Annotated in this window: 24 protein-coding genes; 18 read left to right on the top strand and 6 right to left on the bottom strand. The window is 47.2% G+C overall.

Annotated features, from left to right (window positions below; all coding sequences use genetic code 11):
* Together J3P40_RS11445 and J3P40_RS11450 are read right to left on the bottom strand one after the other, a co-directional pair.
* Positions 1 to 972, bottom strand: a complete 972-nt coding sequence (locus tag J3P40_RS11445; protein ID WP_256005696.1) for a Fic family protein — start codon at positions 970 to 972, stop codon at positions 1 to 3.
* 38 nt (positions 973 to 1,010) lie between these two features.
* On the bottom strand, positions 1,011 to 2,018 hold the full coding sequence (locus tag J3P40_RS11450; protein WP_256005697.1) for a phosphotriesterase family protein: 1,008 nt from the start codon (positions 2,016 to 2,018) through the stop codon (positions 1,011 to 1,013).
* Positions 2,019 to 2,118: 100 nt separating this feature from the next.
* Here J3P40_RS11450 and J3P40_RS11455 point away from each other — a divergent pair, with 100 nt between their 5' ends.
* The 3 genes from J3P40_RS11455 to J3P40_RS11465 all read left to right on the top strand — a co-directional run bounded on the left by J3P40_RS11455 (position 2,119) and on the right by J3P40_RS11465 (position 3,922).
* Positions 2,119 to 2,313 carry a hypothetical protein gene (locus tag J3P40_RS11455; protein ID WP_256005698.1) on the top strand — a complete coding sequence of 65 codons (195 nt, stop codon included), beginning with the start codon at positions 2,119 to 2,121 and terminating at the stop codon, positions 2,311 to 2,313.
* 61 nt (positions 2,314 to 2,374) lie between these two features.
* Positions 2,375 to 3,148, top strand: coding sequence for a hypothetical protein (locus tag J3P40_RS11460; RefSeq protein WP_256005699.1), 774 nt, complete (start codon positions 2,375 to 2,377; stop codon positions 3,146 to 3,148).
* Between the two features lie 126 nt (positions 3,149 to 3,274).
* Positions 3,275 to 3,922, top strand: coding sequence for a DUF6266 family protein (locus J3P40_RS11465; RefSeq protein ID WP_256005700.1), 648 nt, complete (start codon positions 3,275 to 3,277; stop codon positions 3,920 to 3,922).
* Between the two features lie 39 nt (positions 3,923 to 3,961).
* Here J3P40_RS11465 and J3P40_RS11470 read toward each other — a convergent pair whose 3' ends face one another.
* Genes J3P40_RS11470 through J3P40_RS11485 form a run of 4 tightly spaced genes read right to left on the bottom strand, consistent with a single transcriptional unit; the run spans position 3,962 to position 6,805 of the window.
* Complete coding sequence (locus J3P40_RS11470; RefSeq protein WP_256005702.1) at positions 3,962 to 4,096, bottom strand: alanyl-tRNA synthetase; 135 nt, start codon at positions 4,094 to 4,096, stop codon at positions 3,962 to 3,964.
* A 50-nt stretch (positions 4,097 to 4,146) separates the two neighbouring features.
* Entirely contained in the window at positions 4,147 to 4,941 is a 795-nt protein-coding gene (locus J3P40_RS11475; RefSeq protein ID WP_256005703.1) for a heme ABC transporter ATP-binding protein, read from the bottom strand.
* On the bottom strand, positions 4,941 to 5,984 hold the full coding sequence (locus tag J3P40_RS11480; protein WP_256005705.1) for a FecCD family ABC transporter permease: 1,044 nt from the start codon (positions 5,982 to 5,984) through the stop codon (positions 4,941 to 4,943). Before J3P40_RS11480 ends, J3P40_RS11475 begins: the two co-directional genes overlap by 1 nt.
* Positions 5,978 to 6,805 carry a heme/hemin ABC transporter substrate-binding protein gene (locus J3P40_RS11485; protein WP_256005707.1) on the bottom strand — a complete coding sequence of 276 codons (828 nt, stop codon included), beginning with the start codon at positions 6,803 to 6,805 and terminating at the stop codon, positions 5,978 to 5,980. Before J3P40_RS11485 ends, J3P40_RS11480 begins: the two co-directional genes overlap by 7 nt.
* Positions 6,806 to 7,090: 285 nt before the next feature.
* Between J3P40_RS11485 and J3P40_RS11490 the strand changes: the two genes are divergently transcribed.
* The 15 genes from J3P40_RS11490 to J3P40_RS11560 all read left to right on the top strand — a co-directional run bounded on the left by J3P40_RS11490 (position 7,091) and on the right by J3P40_RS11560 (position 25,273).
* On the top strand, positions 7,091 to 9,469 hold the full coding sequence (locus J3P40_RS11490) for a TonB-dependent receptor (RefSeq protein ID WP_256005710.1): 2,379 nt from the start codon (positions 7,091 to 7,093) through the stop codon (positions 9,467 to 9,469).
* Between the two features lie 11 nt (positions 9,470 to 9,480).
* Complete coding sequence (locus J3P40_RS11495) at positions 9,481 to 10,041, top strand: biliverdin-producing heme oxygenase (RefSeq protein ID WP_256005713.1); 561 nt, start codon at positions 9,481 to 9,483, stop codon at positions 10,039 to 10,041.
* Positions 10,042 to 10,072: 31 nt separating this feature from the next.
* Entirely contained in the window at positions 10,073 to 11,098 is a 1,026-nt protein-coding gene (locus tag J3P40_RS11500; RefSeq protein ID WP_256005716.1) for a helix-turn-helix transcriptional regulator, read from the top strand.
* 6 nt (positions 11,099 to 11,104) lie between these two features.
* A complete protein-coding gene (locus tag J3P40_RS11505; RefSeq protein WP_256005719.1) occupies positions 11,105 to 11,767 on the top strand; it encodes an HmuY family protein in 663 nt (220 codons plus the stop codon).
* Between the two features lie 107 nt (positions 11,768 to 11,874).
* Positions 11,875 to 12,681, top strand: coding sequence for an HmuY family protein (locus J3P40_RS11510; protein ID WP_256005722.1), 807 nt, complete (start codon positions 11,875 to 11,877; stop codon positions 12,679 to 12,681).
* Positions 12,682 to 12,684: 3 nt separating this feature from the next.
* Positions 12,685 to 13,455: a hypothetical protein gene (locus tag J3P40_RS11515; protein WP_256005723.1), complete on the top strand. Its 771-nt coding sequence runs from the start codon at positions 12,685 to 12,687 to the stop codon at positions 13,453 to 13,455.
* Positions 13,456 to 13,535: 80 nt separating this feature from the next.
* Positions 13,536 to 14,246, top strand: coding sequence for a hypothetical protein (locus tag J3P40_RS11520; RefSeq protein WP_256005724.1), 711 nt, complete (start codon positions 13,536 to 13,538; stop codon positions 14,244 to 14,246).
* A gap of 72 nt (positions 14,247 to 14,318) precedes the next feature.
* Positions 14,319 to 15,047 carry an HmuY family protein gene (locus tag J3P40_RS11525; RefSeq protein ID WP_256005725.1) on the top strand — a complete coding sequence of 243 codons (729 nt, stop codon included), beginning with the start codon at positions 14,319 to 14,321 and terminating at the stop codon, positions 15,045 to 15,047.
* Between the two features lies 1 nt (position 15,048).
* Positions 15,049 to 16,299: a S41 family peptidase gene (locus J3P40_RS11530; protein WP_256005727.1), complete on the top strand. Its 1,251-nt coding sequence runs from the start codon at positions 15,049 to 15,051 to the stop codon at positions 16,297 to 16,299.
* A 61-nt stretch (positions 16,300 to 16,360) separates the two neighbouring features.
* Positions 16,361 to 17,557: a DUF5005 domain-containing protein gene (locus J3P40_RS11535; RefSeq protein ID WP_256005729.1), complete on the top strand. Its 1,197-nt coding sequence runs from the start codon at positions 16,361 to 16,363 to the stop codon at positions 17,555 to 17,557.
* 160 nt (positions 17,558 to 17,717) lie between these two features.
* A complete protein-coding gene (locus tag J3P40_RS11540) occupies positions 17,718 to 18,308 on the top strand; it encodes an RNA polymerase sigma factor (protein WP_256005731.1) in 591 nt (196 codons plus the stop codon).
* Between the two features lie 98 nt (positions 18,309 to 18,406).
* Positions 18,407 to 19,414: a FecR family protein gene (locus J3P40_RS11545; RefSeq protein ID WP_256005735.1), complete on the top strand. Its 1,008-nt coding sequence runs from the start codon at positions 18,407 to 18,409 to the stop codon at positions 19,412 to 19,414.
* A 168-nt stretch (positions 19,415 to 19,582) separates the two neighbouring features.
* On the top strand, positions 19,583 to 23,071 hold the full coding sequence (locus tag J3P40_RS11550) for a SusC/RagA family TonB-linked outer membrane protein (RefSeq protein ID WP_256005736.1): 3,489 nt from the start codon (positions 19,583 to 19,585) through the stop codon (positions 23,069 to 23,071).
* An 18-nt stretch (positions 23,072 to 23,089) separates the two neighbouring features.
* Complete coding sequence (locus J3P40_RS11555) at positions 23,090 to 24,577, top strand: RagB/SusD family nutrient uptake outer membrane protein (protein WP_256005739.1); 1,488 nt, start codon at positions 23,090 to 23,092, stop codon at positions 24,575 to 24,577.
* Positions 24,578 to 24,589: 12 nt separating this feature from the next.
* A complete protein-coding gene (locus tag J3P40_RS11560) occupies positions 24,590 to 25,273 on the top strand; it encodes a DUF4843 domain-containing protein (RefSeq protein WP_256005741.1) in 684 nt (227 codons plus the stop codon).
* The last annotated feature ends 24 nt before the right edge of the window (positions 25,274 to 25,297 follow it).

The raw sequence follows: 25,297 nt of genomic DNA on the forward strand, positions 1-25,297 counted from the left end.
TTATCTGACGTTGTAACGGTATGTACTGGAGTTTTTATCTCCGGATTTTTGAACAACGCCCATTTCTGTTGCTATTCTCAAATCTCTGCTGGCCGTTGCAGTTGACAGCCCTTTAAAGTGCTGAAGATAGTCTTTCCTGGTGAAGACTGCGTTACCGGCTATTTCTTTAAAAATCAGGATTCGGCTTGAGGCATTGGGGACGCTTAGCGGGCTTTCTAACAATTCATCGAGTGCTTTTGAAATCTGCCCGAGCATAAAAATGATAAATGGCGTACTTTGTCCCAGGTTATCTGATTTGTTCAACGCCTCATAATATTTGGACTGCTCAGTTTTAATCAGACTTTCGATTGGCAAATATTTGAACACCGGATAAGTTTTCATTAGTAAAATGGTTTGCCAAAGCCGCCCCATTCTTCCATTTCCGTCTGCAAAAGGATGTATGAATTCAAACTCATAATGAAATACACAAGTCTTTATCAGTATTGGATCTTTGTCTGATTTTACATAATCCAGCAGCTCCTGCAACAGGTGCGCAACCATGTTGCCGGGGGGTGCTACATGCGTAACCTGCGAGCCCTTAACAATGCCAACGTTTCCCTTTCTTAATGAACCGGCCTCTTTGATGAGGCCTTCCATTAGGGTTTTGTGGGCTTTAAGGATTGATTTTAACTGAAAAGGTTTAAATGTGTGGAGTTTGTCGTAGGTAGCAATGGCATTTTGTACCTCTAAAATATCTTTCTGAGGGGCTAGGATCCTTTTGTTATTGAGAAATGCAGTAATCTGCTCTTCGGACATGGTATTGCCTTCTATTGCCAGTGTGGATTGAATTGTTTTTATCCTGTTCGCTTTTCGCAATTCGGTTTGAGGGCGGTTCAGATGGAGTGCGTTCACCGCACCGATTTGCTCAGATACCCTTGTTAATAAGGATAATATTTCTGTTGTGATCTGATATGGAGGCTTGTTGTATGACATGTGATAGTATCATATGATACTATCAAAGGTAAATAAAATTAAGTTATATTAAGTACACCGGGCGGGTTGTTTTGCATAAGGGTGGTGAGATCCTTTTCACTGAACCCGGCCTTTATCAATGCTGGTAGGAGTATGGTTTGTATGCTGGTGTATATGGTATCGTTGTTTTTACGGTAGGCTTCGAAACTTATTTTCCCTTGCTTGTTTGTTACGGCAAATCCATCGTCGTGCGAGAGGATGACTTTATTGAGCAGATCTTGTTGCTTTAGGTTTTGCAGGAAGGTAATGTACTTTCCGGTTTCGGCCGGACTGTAGCCGTCTAGACTGATCCAGCAGCCGCGTTTGGCTAGTTGTATATGGTAATTGCCGCTTTGGTCGTTTTGTGCATGCACCCAGATCATGGCTTCTAGGCCTATGCCTTCTTTTTGGAGCAGGTCTGCTTCTTCTACTGCGGCTTCTCCATTGCCGGTGTGTATAAATATTTTAAGTCCGGTGTGTTTGTGTGTGATGGCTGCGGCCTGGATAAGTTTGCGCTCTACGGGTGTTAGGGGTGCGTTGCCTACGCCGAGCTTGATGAAGCCGGGCTTTATTCCTGTTCCCTCTATACCGTTTTTGTATTCGTTGATCCAGCGCTGGGCCAATTGCTGCGCTGTTTCGGTGTGGGCGTGGGGAGGCAGGTACTTTTGGTTAACGGCGGCATAGTAACCGGTGTTGGTGATGATGTGCAGGCGGCTTGCTTCTGAAAGTTGTTTGAGCAGGATTACATCGCGACCAATGTATGCGGGTGTGCATTCTATAATGGTGCCTATTCCGCTGGCTTTGATTTTTTTGAGATAGGGCAGGGCGAACTGAAAGGCTTCTTCGCGGTTATACTGTGGTGTTTTTTGTCCGGCCCCGCTGAAGTCGGTAAAGATGTGTTCGTGTGCCAGCACTTTCCCCAGGCGGAACGGACTTACGGGTCCCCAGACGGTCATGACTTGCAGTTCTTTAGTACTGAGCGTGAGTACCCCGATGGCTGAGAGTTTGATGAAGTGGCGGCGGTGCATAGTTGTAAAGATATGGTATTAAATTTTTTTAATTGGCTTCGCTTGGCGGGATGGTTAAATTCAGGATACAAACCTTTTTGTATGATTAAACTATCTTGTCATGGCGTCTCTTTTTATGTCTATCAAAAATGTTCAGGTTCTTACTGAACTTTCTGCAAGTGCTGCGCAGCGCAGGCTTGCCAGGGTGAGGGCTCACTTTGGCCTGAGCAAGTATCAACCTGTGTCTGTTATGGATTACTGTATGTATAACCGGTTGGATATCGAGTATGTGATGAAGCGTTTGGAGAAGGGGTAACGAAAATTTATTTGGATTTGTACTTTAATTGGGTAATTTTATTTAACCAATTTGTAAACCCATGAAAATTAAGTACGCTGCGCTGCTTTGGGGGCTCTCTCTGCTGGCACTCTCGTGTAAAGATAATTCTAATCCCGGAGAACCGGAGAATCGTGAAAAGATCCAGTTGCTGACTAAGATGACGCGCACGTCTTCTAATGGATCGGTAACTGTTACCACCTATGCTTATGATGATAACAACCGGCTGATTTCTTCTACTTCGGGTAATGCTAAAACGTCTTATTTTTATGGGGGTGATTTGCTGACCTGGACGGAGGTAGTTGATGGCTCAAGGCGTACAGTTACGGATATTACCTACAAAAACGGCCGTATCGACTATACGCAGGCTCAGGGCTCTGAGTTCAGGTATTATCATTTCTATACTGACGGCAAGCTAACGGCTGTTGCCCGGCGCGATGGGGGTCCGCTGGCCTGGGAAGACATTCTTTTTGAATATAACGGGGATAATGTAAGTAAAAAGACGAGTATCGATAACACTAAAGGTGATAAACCCGAATATAGAACGGAATACACTTACGATGATAAAAAGACGATTCATTATCATACGTTGCTGGCGTACCCGATGATTATGGGATTGCCTGGCGGGCCTTACAGTAAACATAACGAGCTGACGGTAAAAGTTAGTAACACGTTAAGTCCGATCACTACGACGACAACCAATACGTACACTTACGATGCGAACGGGTTTCCGACGACTTTATCGAGTTCGTCTGTGAACTCGGTAAACAATACCGCGACGGTGACTAAGTATGTATATGAGTATGGGATGTTTTAACTAAGCAGGCGATTGTTGCTGTTTTTTGTCAGTTGATATCACATGTTGCCGCTTTCTTGTGGTTTGTTTTTCAGCGAGTTAAGTTTGATTAATTAATTAAATGTTTAACTCCTAAATGATGAAATCATGGGAATTCAAAAATGGGGAGCCTTTGGTGGCTTCCGAAAGAAGGCGGGCAACCTGGTTGGCCGCCGGGTGAATGGCCAGAACGTGATCAGTCAGCTTCCTCACGAGAGTGAGCGACCGCCTACCGAGGCGCAGCTGAGCGTTAGGGCGATGTTTAAACTGGTGGTCACTTTTATGAAGTGGATCAGCCCGTTGATCAAAGTTGGCTTTCAGCATGCTGGCAAGCCAAAGCAAACGCCGTTTAACGCTGCCTTCAGGTACAATTTCGAGAATGCGGTAACTGGCATGTATCCGAACTGGGAAGTTGATTATCCTAAGTTCATGTACAGTGTTGGTATGCTCGGCAATTCCGACAGTGCTTCGGTGGTTGCGGATACTGCGGAGCAGCTGGATTTTTCCTGGGACGCGGTTCCTAACACGTCTATTGGCTCGGGTACCGACAAGGCCACGCTGCTGGTTTACAATCCTGTAAAGGACAGGTTTGTGATGCAGGCGGATGCTGCGCTGCGCTCTGCTTTGCAGTACACGATGGCTATGCCCGCTAATTTTGGCGGGGATTTGGTTCATGTATGGATGAGCTTTGTTTCGGCTGATCGTAAAATGGCCAGCAACACGGTGTATCTTGGGGAGATTGAGATTGTTGCGTAATGGAATGCGGCTGGGCGTGGGCCTGGCCGCATTTTTTTTTTATTTAAATACCCAGTAGCCCAGGGCCAGCCAAACGAGTCCTTTGATCAGGAAAAACATGAAGCCCCAGAAGCCCACTTTTTTCAGCCACTTCATGATGGCTGCCTTTCTATCGGTACTTGGTTGCGTATTCATCTTATTATTGGTCTGCTGTTTACAAAAGTAAGTAATTTTTGGGTTTGATGTTATTGCCCTAGTTCTATAAGGACTTCGTGAGGCAAAAACACCGGCCGCAGTGTACTTGGCTGCGTGATAATGTCTGCACTGATTTCGAATACTTCATAAATGTTCTTACTGGAGAGTATTTCAGCCGCCGAACCGTCATACCATTTTCTTCCGTTTTTTAGCATCAGGATCCGGTCGGCATATTGTGCGGCCAGGTTAATATCGTGGAGCACAGTGATCACCATATATCCTTTTCTGCTGAGCATTTTGGCGATGGCGAGGGTTTGCTGCTGGTACTGGAGGTCGAGACTGGCCACGGGTTCGTCCATGATAAGCAGTGCGCCGGGTACATCCCAGATCTGCGCCAGCACCCTGGCCAGTTGCACGCGCTGCTGCTCTCCGCCGGATAGTGTGAGATAAGATCGCTCTGCCAGCACTGTAGTACCGGTGAGTTCCATGACCTGGCTGCAAATGTTTCGGTCCTGCGCCGCGGTCGTTTGTCCACGGTGCGGATAGCGGCCCATGCTCACGATCTCTTCGGCCGTAAAGGCCATGCTCACGAAATTTTGCTGGTTGAGCACAGCCCTGTTGCGGGCCAGTTCGACGGACTTGTATTCGGCAAGGTTTTTTTCATGTAGTGTGATCTGACCTTCGCTGGGTGTCTTTTCTCCGCTGAGCATTTTGAGCAGGGTTGATTTGCCTGCACCGTTTGCGCCAAGGATGGCAAGCATTTCGCCGCTGCGCAGGCTGAAGGAAACGTTCCTGAGGAGTGGTCGTTTACCGATGTGATAACTAAGGGCCTGGGCAATAAGCATTATAGAACGAGTTTTTTCTTGTCCTTAATAAGTATATGCAGAAAGAGCGGGGTGCCCAGCAATGCGGTAACCACGCCAATGGGTAGCTCTATGGGTGCTATAATGGTGCGACTGATCATATCGGCCAGTGTAAGCATGAGTGCACCGAGTATTGCTGAGGCGGGCAGGACATGTTTATGGTCGACACCAATGGCCAGCCGGATGGTATGGGGAACGAGCAGTCCGACGAAACTGATGATGCCTGATACGGCCACGGCAGCGCCTACGGCCATGGTGGCCAGAATAACTACGTTTCTTTTGATGACATGGGTTTTGAGGCCAAGTTGCGCGGCCTGGGTTTCGCCAAGGGCAAAGGCGTTGAGGGCTTTGCTCATGCCTGGTAAAAGCAACAGCGGAATGAGGACAAAGGGAAAGAGGGCGGCAACGGTCTCCCAAGTGGCGCCGCCTAAGCTGCCGAGCATCCAGAAGGTGATGTTGCGCAATTGCTGATCATCGGCCGCAAAGGTGATTAGCCCCGTGAGTGCACCTGCCAGGGCATTGATGGCAATGCCGGCCAGCAGCATGGTGGCGATGTTGGATTTTCCATCGTTTCGCGAGATCTGGTAAACGGCCATAGCAGCGAGCCCGGCTCCTGCAAAGGCGCCAAAGGCAAGCAAATAATAGCCGAAGAGGCTGCTCAGACTTGCCAGGAGTGTGGCTTCGAGCACGATAATAATGACGGCGAAGAGGGACGCGCCTGCAGAGATGCCGATGAGTCCGGGTTCGGCAAGGGGGTTGCGGAAAATGCCTTGTACAGCCGTGCCGGAGATGCCCAGCGCGGCGCCGACGAGGATGCCGAGAATAACACGCGGCAAACGGATCATGCTGATAACGCCCGTGTACTGCTCGGGGATATCTTGGCTTGCGGAGATACCGGTTTTTTGTGCCAGGATGAGCAGTATGTCGGACAACCCTATTTTTACCGCGCCGAGGCTCATAGAGAGCAGCGCTGAGAGGACCAGGGTAACGATCAGGAAGGTATAAAGGCTAAGTTTTTTTACCATTTGGCGTTCAAAGCGGTGATGGCTTGTCCGAGCCTTACGGAGAAATTTGTCAGCAACTCGCTGTCCATTTCTATAATACGTTTGTTCTTGCCAGCATTGGTGAGGTTTACGCCGGGCATTTTAAGGATTCCGGCCGCGCCGCCCAGACTTTTATAGCCGAAATCGAACATCAGGATGATATCGGGATTGGCGGCTACCAGGGCTTCTGTAGTATAGGGTTTGTATTTGCTGAAATTGCTTGCTGCGTTTTTCGCTCCGGCCAGTTTGATAATGGCATCTATGCTGGTTTCTTTGCCGGCGACCATCATAACGCCGGTGCCCCTGGCGTAGAGGAACAGGACTTTCGGTGATTTGGGATTGCGCTTTACTGTTTCGAGGGCCTTGTTGACCTCCATTGTAGTTCTTTTGATGAGTTCTTCGCCTTTTGCAGGGTTGCCCAGCGCATGTGCTACCTGGCTGATGAAGTTCACGGCGCCTTTGGGGCTGTACTCCTCATTGATGACGATGAGTTTTACGCCGGCCGACTTAAGCTGGGCTTCTGTTTGTTTGGAAATAAGCCCGACTGGTGCAAGCACCAGATCGGGCGAGAACGAAATAATACCTTCTGCAGAGACTGCCCTGTCTTTACTTACTTTCGGTACTTTGTTGATGTACGCGGGGTAGGTGCTGGTGACGTCGACAGCAACGATTTGTGCGCCGCATCCCAGTGCATCTACGGTCTCGGTAATCGGACCACTTAAGCTGATGATCCTTTTAGGTGCTGCAAATGCCGATTGGATTATCAGCAAAGCAAGCAATAGGGCAGTATATAATTTGTTCATTGTGACTGCAAAGGACGAGTTAATTAAAATGATTCCAAATAGCAGGAAGGGATATAGCGGTATCGGTATTTTGAGGACGAGGACCGTTGATGACGTCAAAAATACCCACTGAAATGCTATTTGAGCTCGGTTTGTGTGTTTGGATCCTGAGCCCACCGCTCCGTATTAGGTAAATTCTATCCCGAAATCGCTAAAAATAATCCTTTTGCCGTTGCTTTCTTTAGCGCAATAGTGTACATATTTGCGGTGTTATTTAGATTAATTAAAAATAATACGCCTATTGCAATGTCTGTCCGAATCCCCAATAAATTCCTCTTATGCTGCTTGTTTGCCCTTGCCCAACCTTCAGTACCCTCACTGAAGGCGCAGGACAAACAGCAGCTTCGGGGGATGATTTGCGATGAACGAGGCAAGGCAATTGAGAAAGCGGGCGTGACGTTACAACCGGACAACAGGCGGGCAATTACTGATGCGCAAGGCAGGTTTGTGATAAAGGCTTTGTATGAGGGCGATTACACCTTGACGGCTTCGGCGTTGGGGTTTGAGCCTGAACAGATTACGATAAGTATTGGGGCGGAACGGCCTAACGAGGTTAAAATGAGTTTGCGGACAAGCAGCCGGCAGCTTAGCGAAGTGAAGGTTGCGGGTGTGCATGGCAATCCGGATAATTTCATCGATATGACCAAAACGGCTATGCCTTCCAAGGTGATTAGTAGAGAAGAGATCGAAATGATGGGCAGCAGGCGCTTGGATGAGGTATTGAAAGAGCAGACCGGGTTGGCGATCGTTAACGACATCGGTTCGGGCAGTCGCGCTGTAGGCCTGCAAATGCAGGGTTTTGACAGCGGCTATACCATGGTGATGATTGACGGGCAGCCTATGGTTGGCCGGAATAACGGCAACTTCGACCTCTCAAGGGTCACGGTATCTAATATTGAACGGATTGAGATCATTAAAGGAGCATCTTCCTGCTTGTTTGGCAGTGAGGCGCTTGCGGGGGTAGTAAACATCGTTACACGCAAGCAGATAAGCCAGCCGCAAGGACTGGCCGCACTGAAGTATGGCAGTTTTAGCATGACCGACCTGACGCTGGAAGGGCAAAGTCCCTTTGCGGACAAAAAAGGATCGGCGTATTTGTCGGCCAACTATTACCGGACGGATGGTTTTAACTCGAACCCTTATTTATCTGAGGGCAAGACGGCACCACCTTTTAACAGTTATTCGGCACAGGGAAGGATGAGGTATGTGCTGAGTGATGTGAGTTCCGTTAACCTGAACGGGCGACTGGTGACCAGGCATTCGGAGAACCGTTTGGCTTACCAAGGTGTGAAACCGAGTGTGGATGTGCTTGATGAGTTCGATTTGAATGGTTCGATAGCGCTGAACAACAATTTCAGCAACGGTTTGCGCTTAAGATCGCAGTATTATCTAACCCGGTACGAGAATAAACAGGGCATAACCGACCTGGAAAGCGGCTTGGTGATACCGGGCAGTGATTTCAGACAGTACTTGCATCGCGCAGAGTTGCAGGCGGACCGGCAGTTGACCGCCGTACTGGGCCTGACAGGCGGTGCCGGTGCGGCCTATGAGTTGCTGGATAATGATTTCTATCAGGGAAATAAAAGTATGTCAAATTATTTTGTGTACGGACAGGCGCAATGGCAGGCCGCCGAACGCTTGTCGGTAACCGCCGGGGCGAGGTATGACTACCATGACAAATATGGAAGCAAACTGAATCCTAGTCTCGGTTTGCGTTATTTGATCACCCATAATTTGAACTTAAAAGCGGCGATTGGCACGGGGTTTAAAACGCCCAATTTCCAGCAGTTGTATATGGTGTTCACAAACATCCAGACGGGCTATTCGGTGTTTGGTGCTGAGGAGTTTTGGCGCGAGATGGGAAGGCTGCAGGATGCGGGACAGATTATGAGCGTGTTTCCTATGGCTCAGCGTGTGGGTAAGCTCAAGCCCGAGCGGTCGGTGTCGTATAGCACAGGATTGGAATATAAACCTTTAGCTTCGGTAGGGCTAGACATTAATCTGTTTTACAATGATATGCGGAACTTCATTAACTATGAACAGGTGGGCTTGAAGACGAGCGGTCAGCAGATCTATTCGTACATGAACATTGCTAAAGCATATACGGCAGGGGCGGAACTGGGTGGGAACTGGAGAGCTTCGCGCTCGCTGAGCCTTTCGGCGGGTTATCAGCTGCTGTACGCGGTCGACCGCGGAGTGGTAGACTCCATAAGAAACGGTACGGGACTGTACGGGCAGACATACGATGTATCGAGCAACCGTATGCGTGCTTCGCGCAGAAGTGATTACGTGGGTATGAACAATCGCAGTCGGCACATGGCCAACCTGAAGGCGACTTACATTTATGACCGACTGGGGCTTACAGGCGCTGTCCGTTTGAGCTATCGGAGCAGATATGGTTTTATGGAGGACAACCGGGCAAATAACTTCCTGGACCGCTGGGACCGGTTTGTGGCTGGTTATTTTCTGTTCAATGTATCTGTGCAGAAGACATTTTATGGTAAGCATCTGCAGTTGCAGCTGACTGCGGATAATATTATGGACTACCGGGATCAGTTGATGCCGGCACAGCAGGGCAGGGCGGTATTGGCCGGCCTGAGCTGGAGATTTTTTAAAGACGAATAAAAGGAAACACTATGTTAAGCACTAAAATTAAAGAGGCTACACGTGTAGCACATCAGGAACTGGAAAAAAAAGTGGTTTTGAAAATGAAGGCCATTCGCAGCGAGGCGGATTATGCGGAAATGCTCAAAAACTTCTACGCCTATTTTAGCGAAGTTGAACGGGCTATAGCGCCCTATATTACCGCTGAGGTTCTGCCCGATTACGCGGAGCGACGGAATTCGGCTTACCTGAAAGCGGACATTGAGGAACTGGGTGGCTCGCTGGAGCAGCTTCCGCCAGCAACTGCTCCCTCGATTACTAATGTTCAGGGGGCCCTGGGTGCCCTCTATGTGATGGAGGGCTCCATTATGGGCGGACCAATCATTGTGCAGATGCTTACCAAACATGGTTTGAGCAGAGGTTTTTCCTTCTTTTCGGGATATGGGGAGGCAACAGGTGAGATGTGGGGCCGTTTTGTGGCCGTGTTGAACGCGCATGCGCAGACTGCGGAGCATGAGGAACTGGCTGTGCGCAAGGCCAATGAAACTTTTGAGCGCTTTGGTGATGTGTTTGATGCCGTTACCGTGGCCTAAGGCAGCGGAGTTGTCCCATAATTGTTGACAAATGAAGATTAAATCGAAGATAGAGGGGGCCGACGACTGGCTGTTCATGGAAGAGATTCCGGAGCTATACGCACCAAGTACACAGCTTTGCGAGAAGCAGGTAAACATTAAGAGCCTCTCTGCGCAAAAGCTGGTGAACTATCAGTTGAGTACGGGTGGTTTATTCCTGGTGCACTCCACCATGCAGTTCTCGGAAAATGTAAAGGTGCTCTCGGAGATCGAGGGCGAGGTGATCACTTCGCAGTTCATTTTCTATGGCACCAGGCCGGAGACTGGTAAGGCGGAAAAGTCAGACAAAGCGACCAGGCGGACGGGAAGCAGGCACAACATCAGGTATATACCTTCTATAAAGGGGAAGTATCCGATGACTGCCGGCGTGGAATACGAATACTTTCTACTCGTGCTGTCTAAACCCTATTATTTTCACCTGATTGATCAGCACTCGCTTTTGCACAGCGATTTTGTAAAGGAGATTCTAAAGGGCCGGTATACTTCTTATGCGGCGAAGGATTTTTCGGTGACCACCGAGATGAAGCGGGTGATTAAGGATATCCGCGACTGCAGGCGGACGGGCGAATTGAAGCGGCTTCATACCGAATCGCGCATCCTGGAGCTACTTATGCTTCAGCTGGAGCAAATGCAGTCGGGTATAGCCGAGGTAGACAAGTATATGGTGAAGCCGGATGATTTGAAGAAGATAGAGCATGCCCGAGAGATTCTGGACGCCACTTATAGTTACCCACCAACGATCATTGAGCTGTCTAAACAGATCTCTTTGAACGAATTTAAGTTGAAGCGGGGCTTTAAAGAGTATTATGGCACAACGATTTATGGGTACGTGACCAGGCTTAGGATGGAGGAGGCGCGCAGACTGATGGTTTCGGAAAAGAAGAACGTTGGGCAGGTGTCGGCCGCAGTGGGCTTTAACCATCCGAGCCATTTTACAGATGCGTTTAAGCGGTATTTTGGTTTGCTGCCCAGCGAAATGAAGGCTGATGAAGATCAGCAGATGATGCTGCAACAATAATTTACAATGATGATGAAAAGATATATGGCTTTGACGGCTTGCGCGTTGGCCCTGGCCGGGCTGATGGCCGCCTGCACGAAGAAGGAGGAAAAACCGGAACTGGCAGATACAAAGAGTACGTTGATTAAAGATCTTCCCGGCGATGTGGGCAACACCGTGAGCAGCGGCAAGCCTTTTGAGCCATTTTACTTCTCGCTGGAGCAAGGCATGAAGGTGGACGGGTCTAAAGTTAAAACGGCCGACTGGGATATTGCTTTTACGGAGCAGTATAACTCGCTTATCGTGATCAATAACGGTCTGCACGAGGGAACGCCTGGTTTTGGTAGCGTGGCCAGGGGCAAAATATTGATTGTTGACCAGCCTTATGCAGAAGTATCGCAGGCTCCGGCCGATGCTGATTTTGAGACAAAAGGGATTCCCAGCTTTGGCTGGGATTCTGGAAATGGGATAGGCTGGTTTTTTTATGACCTGAAGACCCACATAGCGGTACCTGTGAAAAACCGAACGTTTGTGCTGCGAACCGCGTCAGGTAAGTTTGCAAAGCTTGAAATGGTAAGTATGTATAAAGGCGCGCCTGCGACGGTGAGCGACCTGAACTGGCCTGCGCCTTACTTTACTTTCAGATATTATGTGCAGGCAGATGGAAGCCGCGATCTGAGTACCAAATAGAATCCCATAATCGCCATTTATAATCCCGAAATGGTAAGCCTTTATCAAGGCTTATGTGGAAGATAGTTGTCATATTTGCTATTATTTAAAATCATTCTAAATAAAACATGAGAATAACTTACGCTTTTTATTGCTGGCTAATGATGGGTTTGCTGTCATGCAGCAAAGGGGACGACCCCGCGCCGGAAAAAGAATTGCCTCCGCTGCCAGCAGCTACCGTGACCGCCAGCGGCGAGTATACGGCTACACTGATTGGAGACACGGAAGCCAGCATGAGCACAGGCGATGGTGTTTTTAAGCCGGTGTACTACAGTCTGGAGGATGGCAGGCCGGTGCCGGAGGCTTATGCGGCTACCGACAAGTGGGATATTGCTTTCACCAGTATATATAATAGCAGCATGTGGGCCAACCATGGCGAAGCTGCATTCGAGAACGGGACTAAGGGTCCTGGCTTTGGCAGTCCTGCACGGGGAGGCTTGTACCTGATCATTGACCCCTCCGTTGAGGCCCGATATTACGACCAGGAAAAGCATCAGCCTAAGCAGGTGCCGATCGACAAGTCGCTGCTTGATGAGGCTTACGATAACGTGAAGACAGTACCGGTGGCCGACAATCAGTTGCTCAGCGCAGGCTACCTGAGCCTGGATCACTTCCTTGGCAGCGGCAATGGTTATGCTTTTTACGACTTTTACGGCGCAATGTTTCCGGGCGATAAGGAGCGGGCGCATATTGTATACAATTTGCCGCGGCCCATTATCGTGAAAACGGCCAAGGGCAACTATGCCAAACTGATTATTTACAGTTTTTATAAAGGCAGTCCGACGAGTCCGACACTGCAGTCTGAAGCGCCGTACATCACATTTAAATACACGATCCTGAAAGACGGGTTGAAAGACTTCACAAAAATTAAATAAACCATGAACAAGATTAGGGTTGCCCTGGTGGCGATATTGGCAGTGACGCTTATGGTATCCTGCGCAAAGAATAATGATGGTCCGGACGGTCCGCAGATTCCCGATACGGCCAAGCTGTCGGGCACGAACTGGGTGCCTGCAAGGGTTAAGAAGATATCTGACTATGTATACCTGGACGAAAAATACCAGGTGGTGTATGTAGTAAACCTTCCGGCCCCGGATGTTGGCAAGGGTGCCTCAGAGGGGCACCGGCCTATAGGTTTTAACTTTGACACACGCTCGGCCATTTTAGGCGACAACCATAACGGCGCTGTGGATGTACGCTATACCTGGTCGTCGACCCAAAACTGGCATGTGTATTTTGATGACATGTATAATTCGTCTGTACACTCGAACGCTACGACGGTTGACTGGCAGGAGGGCGAGGGCAAGATCAAGGTAGTGGCTACTGCTTTTGATGCGCTTAAAGAAGCACCTGCCGAAGCTTTCATCAGAAGTTTGATACCGGTTTCACTGGACGAGTTCTCGCCAATTCTGAGCTGGGGCTTCTACAGGCTGGGTACGCACGCCTTATATCCGCATAAGGACAATACGCTGGTATTTAAACTCAGGGATAACCGGTATGTGAAAATGCAATTGGTGAACCTGTACAAAGATAATCCGGGAACACCTCCCTGGTGGGAAGACCCTAATGCGAAGACGCTGGCGCCCTTCCTCAATTTCAGATACTTTATTCAGCAAACGCCGGGCAGCCGGAATATATCCACCAATTAATCCCTTATTAATGATTTGGTATGGCAGCGTCTAAATTTCTCAGGTCTACACGCTGCCAGGACCAGTAAAAACACAAAATTATGAAAAAAAACTATTTTAAAGGCAGCATGCTTGTTGTGGCTGGCCTTCTTATCTTGTCATCCTGCAAAAAGGAATCTGCGGATGCTCCCGAAAGCGCTAAACTGAAACTCAGAGGTGCGCAGGCGGTAACCATAACGCCAGGCGCCAGCCCGGTTAGCATTACCGATGGTGGGGGCACCATTTCCCGTGATGCGAATAATGTGGAATGCCAGTCGTACCACGTTCTTAATTTTTTCCAGGGAACGGTGAACCCTACACCTTCCGATCCGCACGACCGGGCAACAACCTACTACTTTAACCTGTTTGATAACAAAGGGGGTACGTCATCCCTCTACGATCTGCGCTTTACCGGTACGGCTAATGGAGACATTTCGGCCGGACCTGATGGTGAGCTGGCTTATATCAATAAGGCCTATTGCAGCGTAACGCGCTCTGATTTTCATGCCGACAGTGTACAATCTGTAATAGGCAAGGAAAACACGATCAATTACCCGGTACCTCCAACCACGCGGTACACTGGTCCGGGTTGGTATAATTACAACTTTGCCGTTCACATTGTGTCTCCATTGAGCGGCCGTACGCTGATTTATAAGAGCGGCAGCGACTATTTCAAAATCGAAATTCAGAGCATCTATCAGGATGGAACGCCTGATTCGCCGATCATGGCTACGGATTTCCCTTACTATAAGTTTAGGTATACACCAATTTAACTTAAACCTTAATTAACAGCGGCTAACGAAGCGCTTGCTGAATAAAGTTTTCCATATAAATATTCTTTAAACATGAAATTTAACCACTACACCCTGCTATCATCTGTACTATTGTTATTTTGCCTGAACGCGTGTAAAGACGACGACGTGACGCCTGAAAAGCCTGCCCCCGAACCTGAGCCTAAAGAGGTTATTGTGAACGAATGGGTAACGATTGACAAAAAGAAGATCGTTAACGTAAAGGATCTTAAGATAGAAAGCAGCAGAAGGACTTTTGTGTATTTCTCGCTGGAGGGGATGAAGATTGTTGATGCGGAAAAGGTGAAGACCAATGAATGGGACATCGCATTTACGCTTGCAAACGCAGCGAATATTTATGCGAACACAGGACAGACAACCAACACGGATGCACCGTATTATCAGGGTGCTGGCCGGGCAGTTATTGCTTTTGTAACGCAAAATTTCGATGATGTTACGGCACCTCCGGCCGACGATCAGTTTGACCAGACCGGCAAGCTTGCTTTTGGTATACGAAGTTCGGGAGCGCCGGAAGAGCCTTTCTTTTGGGCCAATTATATGTACGATGAAAAAGGGTTTGCTACGCATAGTGTGCCTTATCCGAACAAAACCCTGATCATTAAACTGACCGATGGGCGCTATGCTAAACTTCAGTATCAGAGCAATTATAAAGGGGGACTGACCAATCCGACTGCTGCTGATCATATTGCCGACAAGCTGGGGTATTGTTCGTTCAGGTACTTCATCAGTAAGGCAGGCAGTAAGGATCTGACTACGAAATAGCATGAAATTTTGCGCCTGGCTAAAGTTTGCGCTGCTGACGGTGACGGTCAGCAGCATTGCGGCTTGCAGAAAGCCAGACGTTGTTGAGCCGGAGCTGGAATCGCCCGCCTCGGGAACTCGCGCTGAACTAACGCTGGACTCTGTTTTTCTTTATGCCCGGCATGTGTATGTCTGGCATGAAGCGTTGCCGGACTATCGCGTATTCAATCCCAGGAAATATCATTCGGCTGCCGCATCGGAGCTTCTCAATCTGAAAAAGGCGGTGTTTGACCTGACGACTTATGCTGTGAATCCGCTTACTTCAAAACCATACGAGTATACCGCACTGCCGGGTTTTTCTAAATACAGTTTCATCGAGGAAAGCGATGGTTATGGCCGGGTGGCGGCCGCCAATGGGCAGTCTGACGAATTATCGGCCACAGGCCAGTTGGAAGCAGTCAGACAGGGCGATATTGGTTACCTCAGGTTTACCCAATTCTATGCGTTATCGTCAATGACCGGTTTGCTGGATGAAGCCTTTGAGCTCTTTGCGCAGCCGCAGGGCATCACCTCCCTGATCATTGATTTGCGGGGGAACATGGGCGGATATACGGAGACGGCAGAGTATATTGCAGATTTGCTTGCACTGCCATCGATGAATGAAAAGACGATGTATACACAACAATTTAACACTGAAATGCAGGCAGGTAGGGCAAAGATCTTAAAGCATCAGGTATACAAGGATGAAAACGGCAGGGTTGTTTATGTTGGCGGCCGGCCTGCAACGTATGCGGACATCGACTTCTCCATTGCTGCCAATACGATCCGTTTCCAAAAGAAAGGCGCGCTGACATCCTTAAAAAAGCTGTGCTTTATTGTGAATAAAAACACCGCATCGGCCAGTGAATTGTTGATTAATGTGATGAAGCCCTATGTTCCGGTCACCCTGATAGGGACAAAGACTTACGGGAAACCGGTGGGCTCTTTCGGTATAGTTGTAGATCGCTATACGCTGCATGTGCCGAGCTTCTTAATTTATAACGCTGCTGGAGCGGGAGGGTATTTTTCAGGTTTTACACCAGATATTGAGCCTAGCGACGAGCAGTTGGGCAGTAATGCAGCGGATGTGCTGGATAAAGTTGGCGCCCTAACCGGCGATGGACCGGAAGGCAGGATAAGGATGACACGCACGGTAGGAGCAAGTCATCTTAAGGCTGTAGATTTTCTTAAAGATCCTATCATGCTGCGTAAAAGATTTAAAATTAGACACTGATTCGTTCCCCGTGTAAGGGATTTTATTCCTAGTTTGGCATTTTAGCAAGCAAATGGAATAAATGAAAAGAATTTTGTCTCTTTTTTGTGGATGCTTCCTGGTGTTTTCTGAGGCAGGTGCACAATCTGATCTGAAATTTACGGTTGAAGAAGCTCCCGAATGGTCGGCCTTGTTTACCCGCACCAAGGGTTGGTTTGGCGGCGACGGTATTTACGCGATACCCTTCAACGGCTCGGAATCCGGCCTAAGCGCTTCTGCCAAAACCATGTTCATCTTCAGCGACAGCATGGTGGGTGAAATTACAGCGGGTAAAATGGCTCCCGGTGCGGTAATGGTCCATAACTCTTTTGCAATCATGAGAGGCCAGAAGCCAGTCGGCGATAGTCTGCAATTCTATTGGGACAAGCATCCAAACGGAAAAGCAGAGACAGTCTTTATTCCTAAAACGCCGAAGACTGGTCCGACCGACTATTACTGGCTGGGCGATGGTTTTTTTAATACGGCGCTGAACCGCATGTTTATTTTTGGCTATCGGGTGAAACAGGTATCTGACGGTACATTCGGCTTTGAAGAAGTCGGAAACACCTTGTTGAAGATAGATCCTTCAGCAATTGGTGCAGTGGAAAAGCAGGAAGGCAGTTTTAAGTCTTCTTGGTACGATCAGAAAGACACGCCCTTTTTTATTTCGAAGGAGACAGGTGACATGGGTTCCTTTGGCGCCGGAATTTACGTGAACACCAAAGTGGCTGGCGCTCCGGCCCCGGATGGCTATGTTTATGTATACGGTGTGAGGGGTCAGGCTAAGAAAATGCTCGTGGCGCGCGTGAAACCGGAAGATTTTGAACGTTATGACCGCTGGCGGTTTTGGGACGGCAATACCTGGCAGACCGATATGATGAAGTCGGCCCCGGTTACCGACAAGGTTTCTAACGAACTAAGCGTATCAGCGCTACCGGATGGAAGATACGCATTGGTTTTTCAGGAGGGAGGCATGGGCCGTCATGTTGCCATGCGCATAGGAGACACACCAGTAGGGCCCTTTGGACCTATAATAAGGTTGTATGACTGTAGCCCGGCACTAACCAAAAAGTCTTATTTTGTGTATAATGCTAAAGCGTATCCGCATTTGTCTGCTCCGGGAGAGCTTTTGATTAGTTATAATGTGAATTCTTTTGATTTTTTAAAAGACCTCGCTGATGATCCGCAGTTGTACAGGCCGAGGTTCATCAGGGTGAGGTTTAAGGATCAGGCTGAATAGTAAAATAAAGTCTACTAATACTGTAGATTTTTATATCTTTGCCCCAGATTGTTCGGTTGTGTATTAATTATCTGAAAAAGTCGTACTTTAGGATATCGGTCGCACCGCAACGTATAATGTTTTACCTGATAACAACGGGAGTGAGGGTTCCCTTTGGAAAATGAAAGATAAAGCTAACATTAGTGATTTTGAACTTCTATCCCGGTTGAAGGCCGGGGATGAGCTTGCTTTCAATGTAATCTATGAACGCTACTGGCAATTGCTATATGTGGCGGCAAGTAAGGTGCTTAGGTCCGGGGATGACGCTAAGGACGTGGTGCAGGAAATTTTCATGTCTTTTTTAGCCAAAGGCCCGTCTATAGAGATCACTGGTTCCTTATCGAATTATTTGTACACTGCCGTAAGGTATAAGGTATTTGACGCTATGAGTAGACAAAAGGTGCGCGACAACTATGCTGACTCATTTAATAATTATGTAGAGGCGGGTAATATCAGTACTGACAATGCTTTAATAGAAAAGGAGATCAGGGCAGAGATGGATCGGGAAATTGATAATTTGCCTGAAAAGATGAGAGAAGTGTTTTTGCTGAGCCGGAAGGGTGAAATGTCTCACAAGGAGATTGCCGAAACCTTAAATATTTCAGATAAGACAGTTAAAAAGCAAATCAGCAATGCGGTAAAGTTGCTAAGACCCAAGTTTCAGAACTATTATATGCTCGTTTTGGCCTTTTTTACGGCATATTTCAGGTGAGCATTAAAAAATTGATTTTTTTTCAAACTTTATCTACTACCGAAGCGGCGCACAACCGACATATAGGAAAGGCGAATAGCTTTTTATGTGTAACCTAAATGAAGAAACCCGATTTTAAAGATATTTTAGAGAAGTATGCGGCAGGCAAATGCACGGATGAAGAGCGTGCACTTTTGGAAGGCTGGTACTTGTCGCAGCTAAAAAATGGTCAGCGCCCTTCAGCGGAACAGCTTGCAAAAGTCAAGGAAGAAATGTGGAACGAGCTGTCTGAGAAGTCTGTTGTTGAGAGGTATAGCGTAATGCGGATCCTCAAGTGGTCGGCCGTTGCAGCAGCACTTGCGGCTGCCGTATTATTTACATACAAACTGGATTGGAAGAAGGGTGCACACAGTTCTGTTAGAGAACAATCGGCACTTGCCGCTCCCGGAAAAGCTGAAGTTAAATTGCTTAAAGCCTCTGACGTAGAGAATACCATGATGAAATTGCCTGATGGCAGTATGGTGATACTGGCCAAGGGGAGTAGTCTTACGTTGTTTTCTGATTTTAACGGCGCATCCGGCCGGAAAGTTAGGTTAGAAGGCAAGGCGTACTTTGATATTGCCCATGATCCGTCCAGGCCATTTATAATTCACACAGGCAACGTTCTCACTAGAGTGCTGGGTACTGCTTTTGATATTACGACCTCCGCCGGCAGTAAGACGGTCAAGGTTAATGTGATACGGGGCAAGGTGGAGGTGAAAAATACCGTATCCCGCCAGGTTACTTATTTGCATAAAGATATGCAGCTTGTATTTGGAGAAGATAACCGGGTAACCCTGAGACAGGAGGTAAACGCGGAGCAGGAACTGGCCTGGAGACAGCAGGATCTGGAATTCAATGATATTTCACTGGAAGATGCCGTTCAGCGCCTGGAGGAGCAATTCGGATATAAGATTGTGGTAAATGATCCGGATTTAAGGAAGCAAAAATTTACCTATTCAATGCGTAGCAATGAGTCTCCAGACTCTTTTATGAAGAGTTTTTGTGAGTTTCTAATGGCAACTTACAGCATCAATAAAGAGCTTAAAACCATATCAATTCAACCTTTAAAACCAACAAGTACATGAAGAAATTCTACTCAGTCTCAAAAAATTCGACATAAAGAAGGGTAAGGTAATCTGCTGATATTGCGAGTATCAAAAGATGAGCCTTACCCTCCGGGCAGTTGCTATCAAGGATAGCGGCCCCTGATGTAATTCCAAGCAAACGTTTAGTAATCACATAAATTCGAAAATATGAATTTTTCTGCAGATGCAGCAAGAATCAGGAATTCTTTGTTCCTGACAAACCACCATTTCTTAATTCACTGTATGCGTATAACCTTACTCATCGGCATTATCCTCTCGCTTTCATTACAATTTGCCACCGCCTCAGGCGCAAAGGGCCAGGCTATGAATGCAGTTAGCTTAAGTATTAAATTTGAGGATGAAAGCCTTATAGATGCGATCAAGAAGATCGAAAAAACAACACCCTTCAGATTTCTGTACAGGAGCTCAGATGTAAAAGGTGTGGACGGCCTGACGTTTAATTCAGCTTCTATTAATGTTGAGGACCTGATGAAGCAGTTGCTGCAGGGCTCTAACCTGACTGCCCGGCAGGTAGATGACCGGATTTTAATTACAAAGAGCATGGCTGCGACCCGGACTTTGACAAGATCGCTTCGTGGCATGGTAATGCAGGATACCGTTATAACGGGTACAGTTTATGATGCCCGGAACAAGGACCGGATAGCCGGCGCCACGGTGGCTGTGAAAAATACGAGTACGCGTGTGCAGACAGATTCCAGGGGTAATTTCCGGCTATCGGCTTCCAGAAATGCTGTGTTGCTGATTAGTTATATTGGCTACGAAACGCAGGAGATTACAATCACTAAACCTGTGCTGGAGGTAAGGCTCGAGGAATCGGCGCAGTCGCTTAAAGGTGTGGTGGTAACGGGTATCGTAAACCAGTCGAAGTCGACTTTTACAGGTGCAGCGCGCACATTTAATGCACAGGAGCTTGCAAAGGTTTCTAATAACAATGTGTTGAGCGCACTAACTTCTCTTGACCCGGCTTTCCAGATTCCTGAAAATCTTCTGGTTGGTTCGAACCCTAACGTTCTGCCCGATGTAGTTTTGAGGGGTGGAAACACCTTGGTAGATATCAGGCAGGATGGCAATACCGATCCCTTTAACTACAGTAACCGGCCAAATGCACCCCTGTTCATCTTAGATGGCTTTGAGACAACGTTACAGCGGATCAACGACCTTGATATGAACAGGATTGCGAGTGTAACCATTTTGAAGGATGCTGGTGCAACGGCGATTTACGGATCGAGAGGGGCAAATGGAGTAATAGTGATCGAATTAACCCGGCCGGTTGAAGGAAAACTGCGTTTTACATACAATGGTAGTACGTCTGTTGAGGCACCGGATCTAACTGGCTATGATCTTCTAAACGCGCAGGAGAAATTTGATCTGGAGGAACGGACCTTGCGATACGTGGATAATTTCAATGATCGGCAAAATCAGCTGGATTATTTGCGCTCGGATCGCCTTAAGGCTATTCAAAGTGGAATAAATACCAATTGGTTGGCCAAGCCTTTGCGAACGGGAATTGGACAAAAGCACAACATTTATGTTGAAGGAGGAGCTGAAGCCGTAACATACGGGTTAAACCTGACCTATGACCAAAAAACTGGAGTAATGAAGGAATCGGACAGAAAAACGACCACAGCAAATTCGTTCCTATCCTATCGGTTGAAAAACTTTCAGTTCCGTAATGACCTGACGCTGACCTATAATAATGCAAATAATTCACCGTATGGTTCTTTCAGACAATATGCACAGTTAAATCCTTACTGGACTCCTTATGATGAAAATGGAAATTATAAGATCTTTTTGGACGATGTAATTAACCCGTTGACTGGCGTTCGTATCGATAAACAGCTAACAGATCATTATGACAACCTTAATGGCTATAAAGGGAGACCGTTAAATCCACTTTATAACGCCTCGCTGAATATAACAGACAAAACGGCTTATAGAAGCGTTAGGAACAATTTTGAAACACGCTGGCAGGCAATTGATTGGCTGCGTGTAACTGCACGTTTATCTTACATGCGACAAGACGATCAGTCTGACATATTTTTGCCTGCACAACACAGTTCCTTTGCTGATGTGAAAACTTTCGAAAAAGGCAGTTACACAAAAGGGACGGGAGACCTCACATCAGTTGAAGGATTCTTGACAACAGAAGCAAACAAGTCTTTCGGTAAGCACTTTGTATCGGGTTCCGCTACATTGAACGTGCAGGAGAACAATTTTAATACGCAGTCGATCCGGGTTGAGGGCTTTCCTAACCCGAGCCTTGATCAGCTGATCCTTGGAAATCAGTATCCCGCAGCCGGCAAACCGGCTGGCACGGAAGGGACCACCAGGACGATTGGAACATTGGCCAGAGCTGCATATAGCTACGACAATCGTTATCTCTTTGACGCTACTTACCGTCTGGATGGCTCCTCACTATTTGGTTCCCAAAAGCGTTTCGCTCCGTTCTGGTCGCTCGGTGCAGGATGGAATTTGCATAATGAGTCTTTTTTCCGCAACAACGAAGCGATTAGCGAGTTTAGATTGCGTTATACCGTAGGGACAACAGGGTCGCAAAGTTTTGAAAGTTATAAAGGTGTTACGACCAGCAGGTATTTTACCGATCGTGAGTATCGCGGCGTACTGGCGTCTTACCTGATGGGCTATGGCAACTCGGCGCTGGCATGGCAGAAAACACTTAAGCAGAATATCGGCGCTGACGTAACGCTCTTCGACAGCCGGCTGAGTTTAAACGCAAACTATTTTGTTGAACGCACAAAAGGAAGTATAGCTTTCATCTCTACTGCACCTTCATCTGGATTTGGCGGGTACTTTGATAATATGGGTGATGTACTGAACAAGGGGTACGAGCTGTATGGAAGGTTTAATCTTATTGCAAATCCTGCGCAGCGCAACAACTGGTCTGTTTTCGTAAATGCTTTTCACGTAAGCAACAAAATAGAGAAGATTTCGACGACTATACGCGCCTTAAATGAACGTGCAAACTCAGAGCGTTCGACTACCCCGCTTCCCAGGTATGCAGAAGGGCAATCGGTTAACGCAATCTGGGCGGTCAGATCAATTGGAATCGATCCCGCATCAGGCAACGAGCTGTTCCTGACAAGGGATGGAAAGATTACGAATGTTTACAATCCGCTGGACCAGGTTATCGTGGGCGATAAGACGCCGACGCTCCAGGGCACATTTGGAACAAACATGGAGATAAACGGTATCGGAGTTAACCTGTATATGCGTTTTAATTTCGGTGGCGATGCGTATAATCAAACATTAATTGACAGGGTTGAAAATGCGCTCGTTTCCATGTATAATGTCGACAGGCGGGTATACGAGGAGCGCTGGTCCAAGCCGGGTGATGTGGCATTTTACCGGGCGATCGTAAATTATGCTGGACAGCAAAATCCGAATATTGCCTATGCTACATCCAGATTTGTTCAGCGCAATAACTTTCTGCTCGCCGAGAACGCATCCTTTTACTATCGCTTTTCTGACCGGCTAAATAAAAGACTTGGTGTACAAAACACGCGGGTTACGCTGTTTACCGGACAACTATTTAGGACGGGTTCGATAAAGCAGGAGAGAGGCTTGGATTATCCTTTCGCACACAATTTCACTCTCCAGTTACAAACGACCTTTTAATCGAAACTTAAGACTATAATGGAAACGAAAAATATAAAGCATATTACAGCCGTCCTGTTGATGGGTACGGTCCTATTGTTTAGTTCTTGTAAAAAATGGCTCGATGTTAAACCGAAAACGCAGATGACGGAAGGTGAGCAGTTCAGCACTCGCCAAGGCTATATTGATGCGCTTTTCGGAATTTATCAGAAATCAGCGGATGCTGCCGGATATGGTAAGCATCTAACTTTTGGCTTCGTTGATATGCTTGCCCAGCGATATGAGAACAAGTCGACAGGTAATACCGTCTATTACAATATTGCACGATATAACTATACCGATACAGAGGTAAGAAAAGTAGTAGACAGCGTATTTAATAATTCCTATCAATCGATAGCACAGGCCAATTATCTTTTGAAAAATTTGGATAACGCCAATGGTGTGTTGGATGCGGCCACACACAGTATCATAAAAGGTGAGGCCCTTGGTATGCGTGCATACCTCCATTTTGATCTTGCCCGGCTGTTCTCGGATCGCTATGCTGACGGTGCAAACGCAAACTCCCCGTCCATTGCTTACTTGAAATCTTTCACGATTTTTCCGCAGACAAGACTGACGCTTGGAGCTGTGTTAGACAGTTGCGAAGCAGACCTGAAGGCTGCCGAGATCTTGCTTTCCGGAGATAAGAACATAGATCGTATTGCTGCAAATCAGGGTAGTACTAATCCAGATCTATTTCTCCAATTCCGGCAAAATCATTTAAATTATTGGGCAGTGAAAGCTACGCTGGCAAGACTTTATATGTTTAAAGGGGACAAGCCGAACGCTCTTAAATATGCGCTGGAAGTAATAAACAGTACCAAGTTCGGCTTCATTAACCCTTCGTCTATCAATACTGATGTTGCATCAAATGATTCGGACCTGACATTCACCAATGAACACGTTTTTTCAATTTATGTATCCGGTTTAAAGCGCGAGGCAGATGTGTTTTTCAAAAATACTGGTCCAACTGGCGAGACTTCGGACTTATGGTCTACCCGCGTTAAACTGGATGCGATGTACCAGTCTTCTGTACCTGGTTATGGCTCTGAAATCAGGAGGCCTGCGGCGACCAGGGACTTATGGAATGTCGTTTCGGCAACAATCATTTACACAAAGAAGTACTGGAGTGACAAGCCTGAAAACGTTAAGCAACGTGTAATTCCATTGATACGTCTTTCAGAAATGTACTACATAGCCGCAGAAGCCGCACCGACGATGGCTGAAGGCGTCACGTATCTGAATAATGTAAGGGAGAATCGTCTGATTCCTGCTTTGCCGCTTCCTGCATCTCAGGCAGCTTTCGACGCAGAGATTCAATTGGAATACCGGAAGGAATTTTATGCTGAGGGGCAGCTCTGGTTTTATTATAAACGTAAAAATGTATTATCCATTCCGGATGGCGTGGCGAACCCTATGACTGCATCGAAATATACTTTTCCCATTCCTGATGCAGAGGTCGAATTCGGAACCTCAGGTGCTAACTAATTCAATTATAACATGAAGACATTTAAAAAAATACTTTTAGCTGCGTTTGCAACGATGGTGTTGGCTGCCTGCGCTAAAGATGAAGAGCTGCTATTCGATGATAAGAATTCAATATACGTCGATTATCAGGATAGTACGGAATATACCTTCGCAACGAGCCCGGGTTCGGTTGTTAAAGATTCTTTTATGGTTTCTTTTAGGATCAGTGGCACGGCATCGTCGTCAGATAGGACATTTAATCTTGTCCCCGTAAGCGGGGCGACCGCCAAGCTAGGTTATCACTATAGCCTAGGGCCGCTTGTAATTAAGGCCAACACTTTTCAAGCCATTGTTCCGATATATTTTTACCGCAAACCAGGCTTAAAAGACAGCTTGGTTCAGGCAACCTTAGAAATTCAGGAAAATGAAAACTTTAAACAGGGTATCGCCCAGCGTCAACGCTTCAAGTTCAGACTGTCAGATATCTTCAGTAAACCAACCAACTGGGAGACAACCTGGGCATCTTACTTCGGAAGTTACTCTGAAGTAAAATTCAGGTTTTTGCTAACGGCAACCGGAAAAACAAACTGGAATTCTTCGCCCCTTCCTCAGGACTCTCGAGTCTTGTCTCAAATTGCCCGAAATGCATTACTTGAATACAACCAGCAAAACGGCGCGTTAATTGATGAATTTGGGCAGGAAGTATCTTTTCCATAAACCTTGCCGCTTACCCTTAATAAC

It is taken from the genome of Pedobacter deserti (genome assembly GCF_024436415.1).
Taxonomy (GTDB): Bacteria; Bacteroidota; Bacteroidia; order Sphingobacteriales; family Sphingobacteriaceae; genus Pedobacter; species Pedobacter faecalis.

What these genes read in the sequence shown, in the direction of transcription:
- J3P40_RS11495 (WP_256005713.1), top strand. Translation starts at nt 9,481, where the DNA reads ATGTTAAGCACTAAAATTAAAGAGGCTACACGTGTAGCACATCAGGAA.
- J3P40_RS11445 (WP_256005696.1), bottom strand. Translation starts at nt 972, where the DNA reads ATGTCATACAACAAGCCTCCATATCAGATCACAACAGAAATATTATCC.
- J3P40_RS11530 (WP_256005727.1), top strand. Translation starts at nt 15,049, where the DNA reads ATGAAATTTTGCGCCTGGCTAAAGTTTGCGCTGCTGACGGTGACGGTC.
- J3P40_RS11470 (WP_256005702.1), bottom strand. Translation starts at nt 4,096, where the DNA reads ATGAATACGCAACCAAGTACCGATAGAAAGGCAGCCATCATGAAGTGG.
- J3P40_RS11460 (WP_256005699.1), top strand. Translation starts at nt 2,375, where the DNA reads ATGAAAATTAAGTACGCTGCGCTGCTTTGGGGGCTCTCTCTGCTGGCA.
- J3P40_RS11550 (WP_256005736.1), top strand. Translation starts at nt 19,583, where the DNA reads ATGAATTTTTCTGCAGATGCAGCAAGAATCAGGAATTCTTTGTTCCTG.
- J3P40_RS11465 (WP_256005700.1), top strand. Translation starts at nt 3,275, where the DNA reads ATGGGAATTCAAAAATGGGGAGCCTTTGGTGGCTTCCGAAAGAAGGCG.
- J3P40_RS11545 (WP_256005735.1), top strand. Translation starts at nt 18,407, where the DNA reads ATGAAGAAACCCGATTTTAAAGATATTTTAGAGAAGTATGCGGCAGGC.
- J3P40_RS11560 (WP_256005741.1), top strand. Translation starts at nt 24,590, where the DNA reads ATGAAGACATTTAAAAAAATACTTTTAGCTGCGTTTGCAACGATGGTG.
- J3P40_RS11520 (WP_256005724.1), top strand. Translation starts at nt 13,536, where the DNA reads ATGAAAAAAAACTATTTTAAAGGCAGCATGCTTGTTGTGGCTGGCCTT.
- J3P40_RS11480 (WP_256005705.1), bottom strand. Translation starts at nt 5,984, where the DNA reads ATGGTAAAAAAACTTAGCCTTTATACCTTCCTGATCGTTACCCTGGTC.
- J3P40_RS11505 (WP_256005719.1), top strand. Translation starts at nt 11,105, where the DNA reads ATGATGATGAAAAGATATATGGCTTTGACGGCTTGCGCGTTGGCCCTG.
- J3P40_RS11540 (WP_256005731.1), top strand. Translation starts at nt 17,718, where the DNA reads ATGAAAGATAAAGCTAACATTAGTGATTTTGAACTTCTATCCCGGTTG.
- J3P40_RS11535 (WP_256005729.1), top strand. Translation starts at nt 16,361, where the DNA reads ATGAAAAGAATTTTGTCTCTTTTTTGTGGATGCTTCCTGGTGTTTTCT.
- J3P40_RS11510 (WP_256005722.1), top strand. Translation starts at nt 11,875, where the DNA reads ATGAGAATAACTTACGCTTTTTATTGCTGGCTAATGATGGGTTTGCTG.
- J3P40_RS11515 (WP_256005723.1), top strand. Translation starts at nt 12,685, where the DNA reads ATGAACAAGATTAGGGTTGCCCTGGTGGCGATATTGGCAGTGACGCTT.
- J3P40_RS11525 (WP_256005725.1), top strand. Translation starts at nt 14,319, where the DNA reads ATGAAATTTAACCACTACACCCTGCTATCATCTGTACTATTGTTATTT.
- J3P40_RS11450 (WP_256005697.1), bottom strand. Translation starts at nt 2,018, where the DNA reads ATGCACCGCCGCCACTTCATCAAACTCTCAGCCATCGGGGTACTCACG.
- J3P40_RS11490 (WP_256005710.1), top strand. Translation starts at nt 7,091, where the DNA reads ATGTCTGTCCGAATCCCCAATAAATTCCTCTTATGCTGCTTGTTTGCC.
- J3P40_RS11455 (WP_256005698.1), top strand. Translation starts at nt 2,119, where the DNA reads ATGGCGTCTCTTTTTATGTCTATCAAAAATGTTCAGGTTCTTACTGAA.
- J3P40_RS11555 (WP_256005739.1), top strand. Translation starts at nt 23,090, where the DNA reads ATGGAAACGAAAAATATAAAGCATATTACAGCCGTCCTGTTGATGGGT.
- J3P40_RS11475 (WP_256005703.1), bottom strand. Translation starts at nt 4,941, where the DNA reads ATGCTTATTGCCCAGGCCCTTAGTTATCACATCGGTAAACGACCACTC.
- J3P40_RS11485 (WP_256005707.1), bottom strand. Translation starts at nt 6,805, where the DNA reads ATGAACAAATTATATACTGCCCTATTGCTTGCTTTGCTGATAATCCAA.
- J3P40_RS11500 (WP_256005716.1), top strand. Translation starts at nt 10,073, where the DNA reads ATGAAGATTAAATCGAAGATAGAGGGGGCCGACGACTGGCTGTTCATG.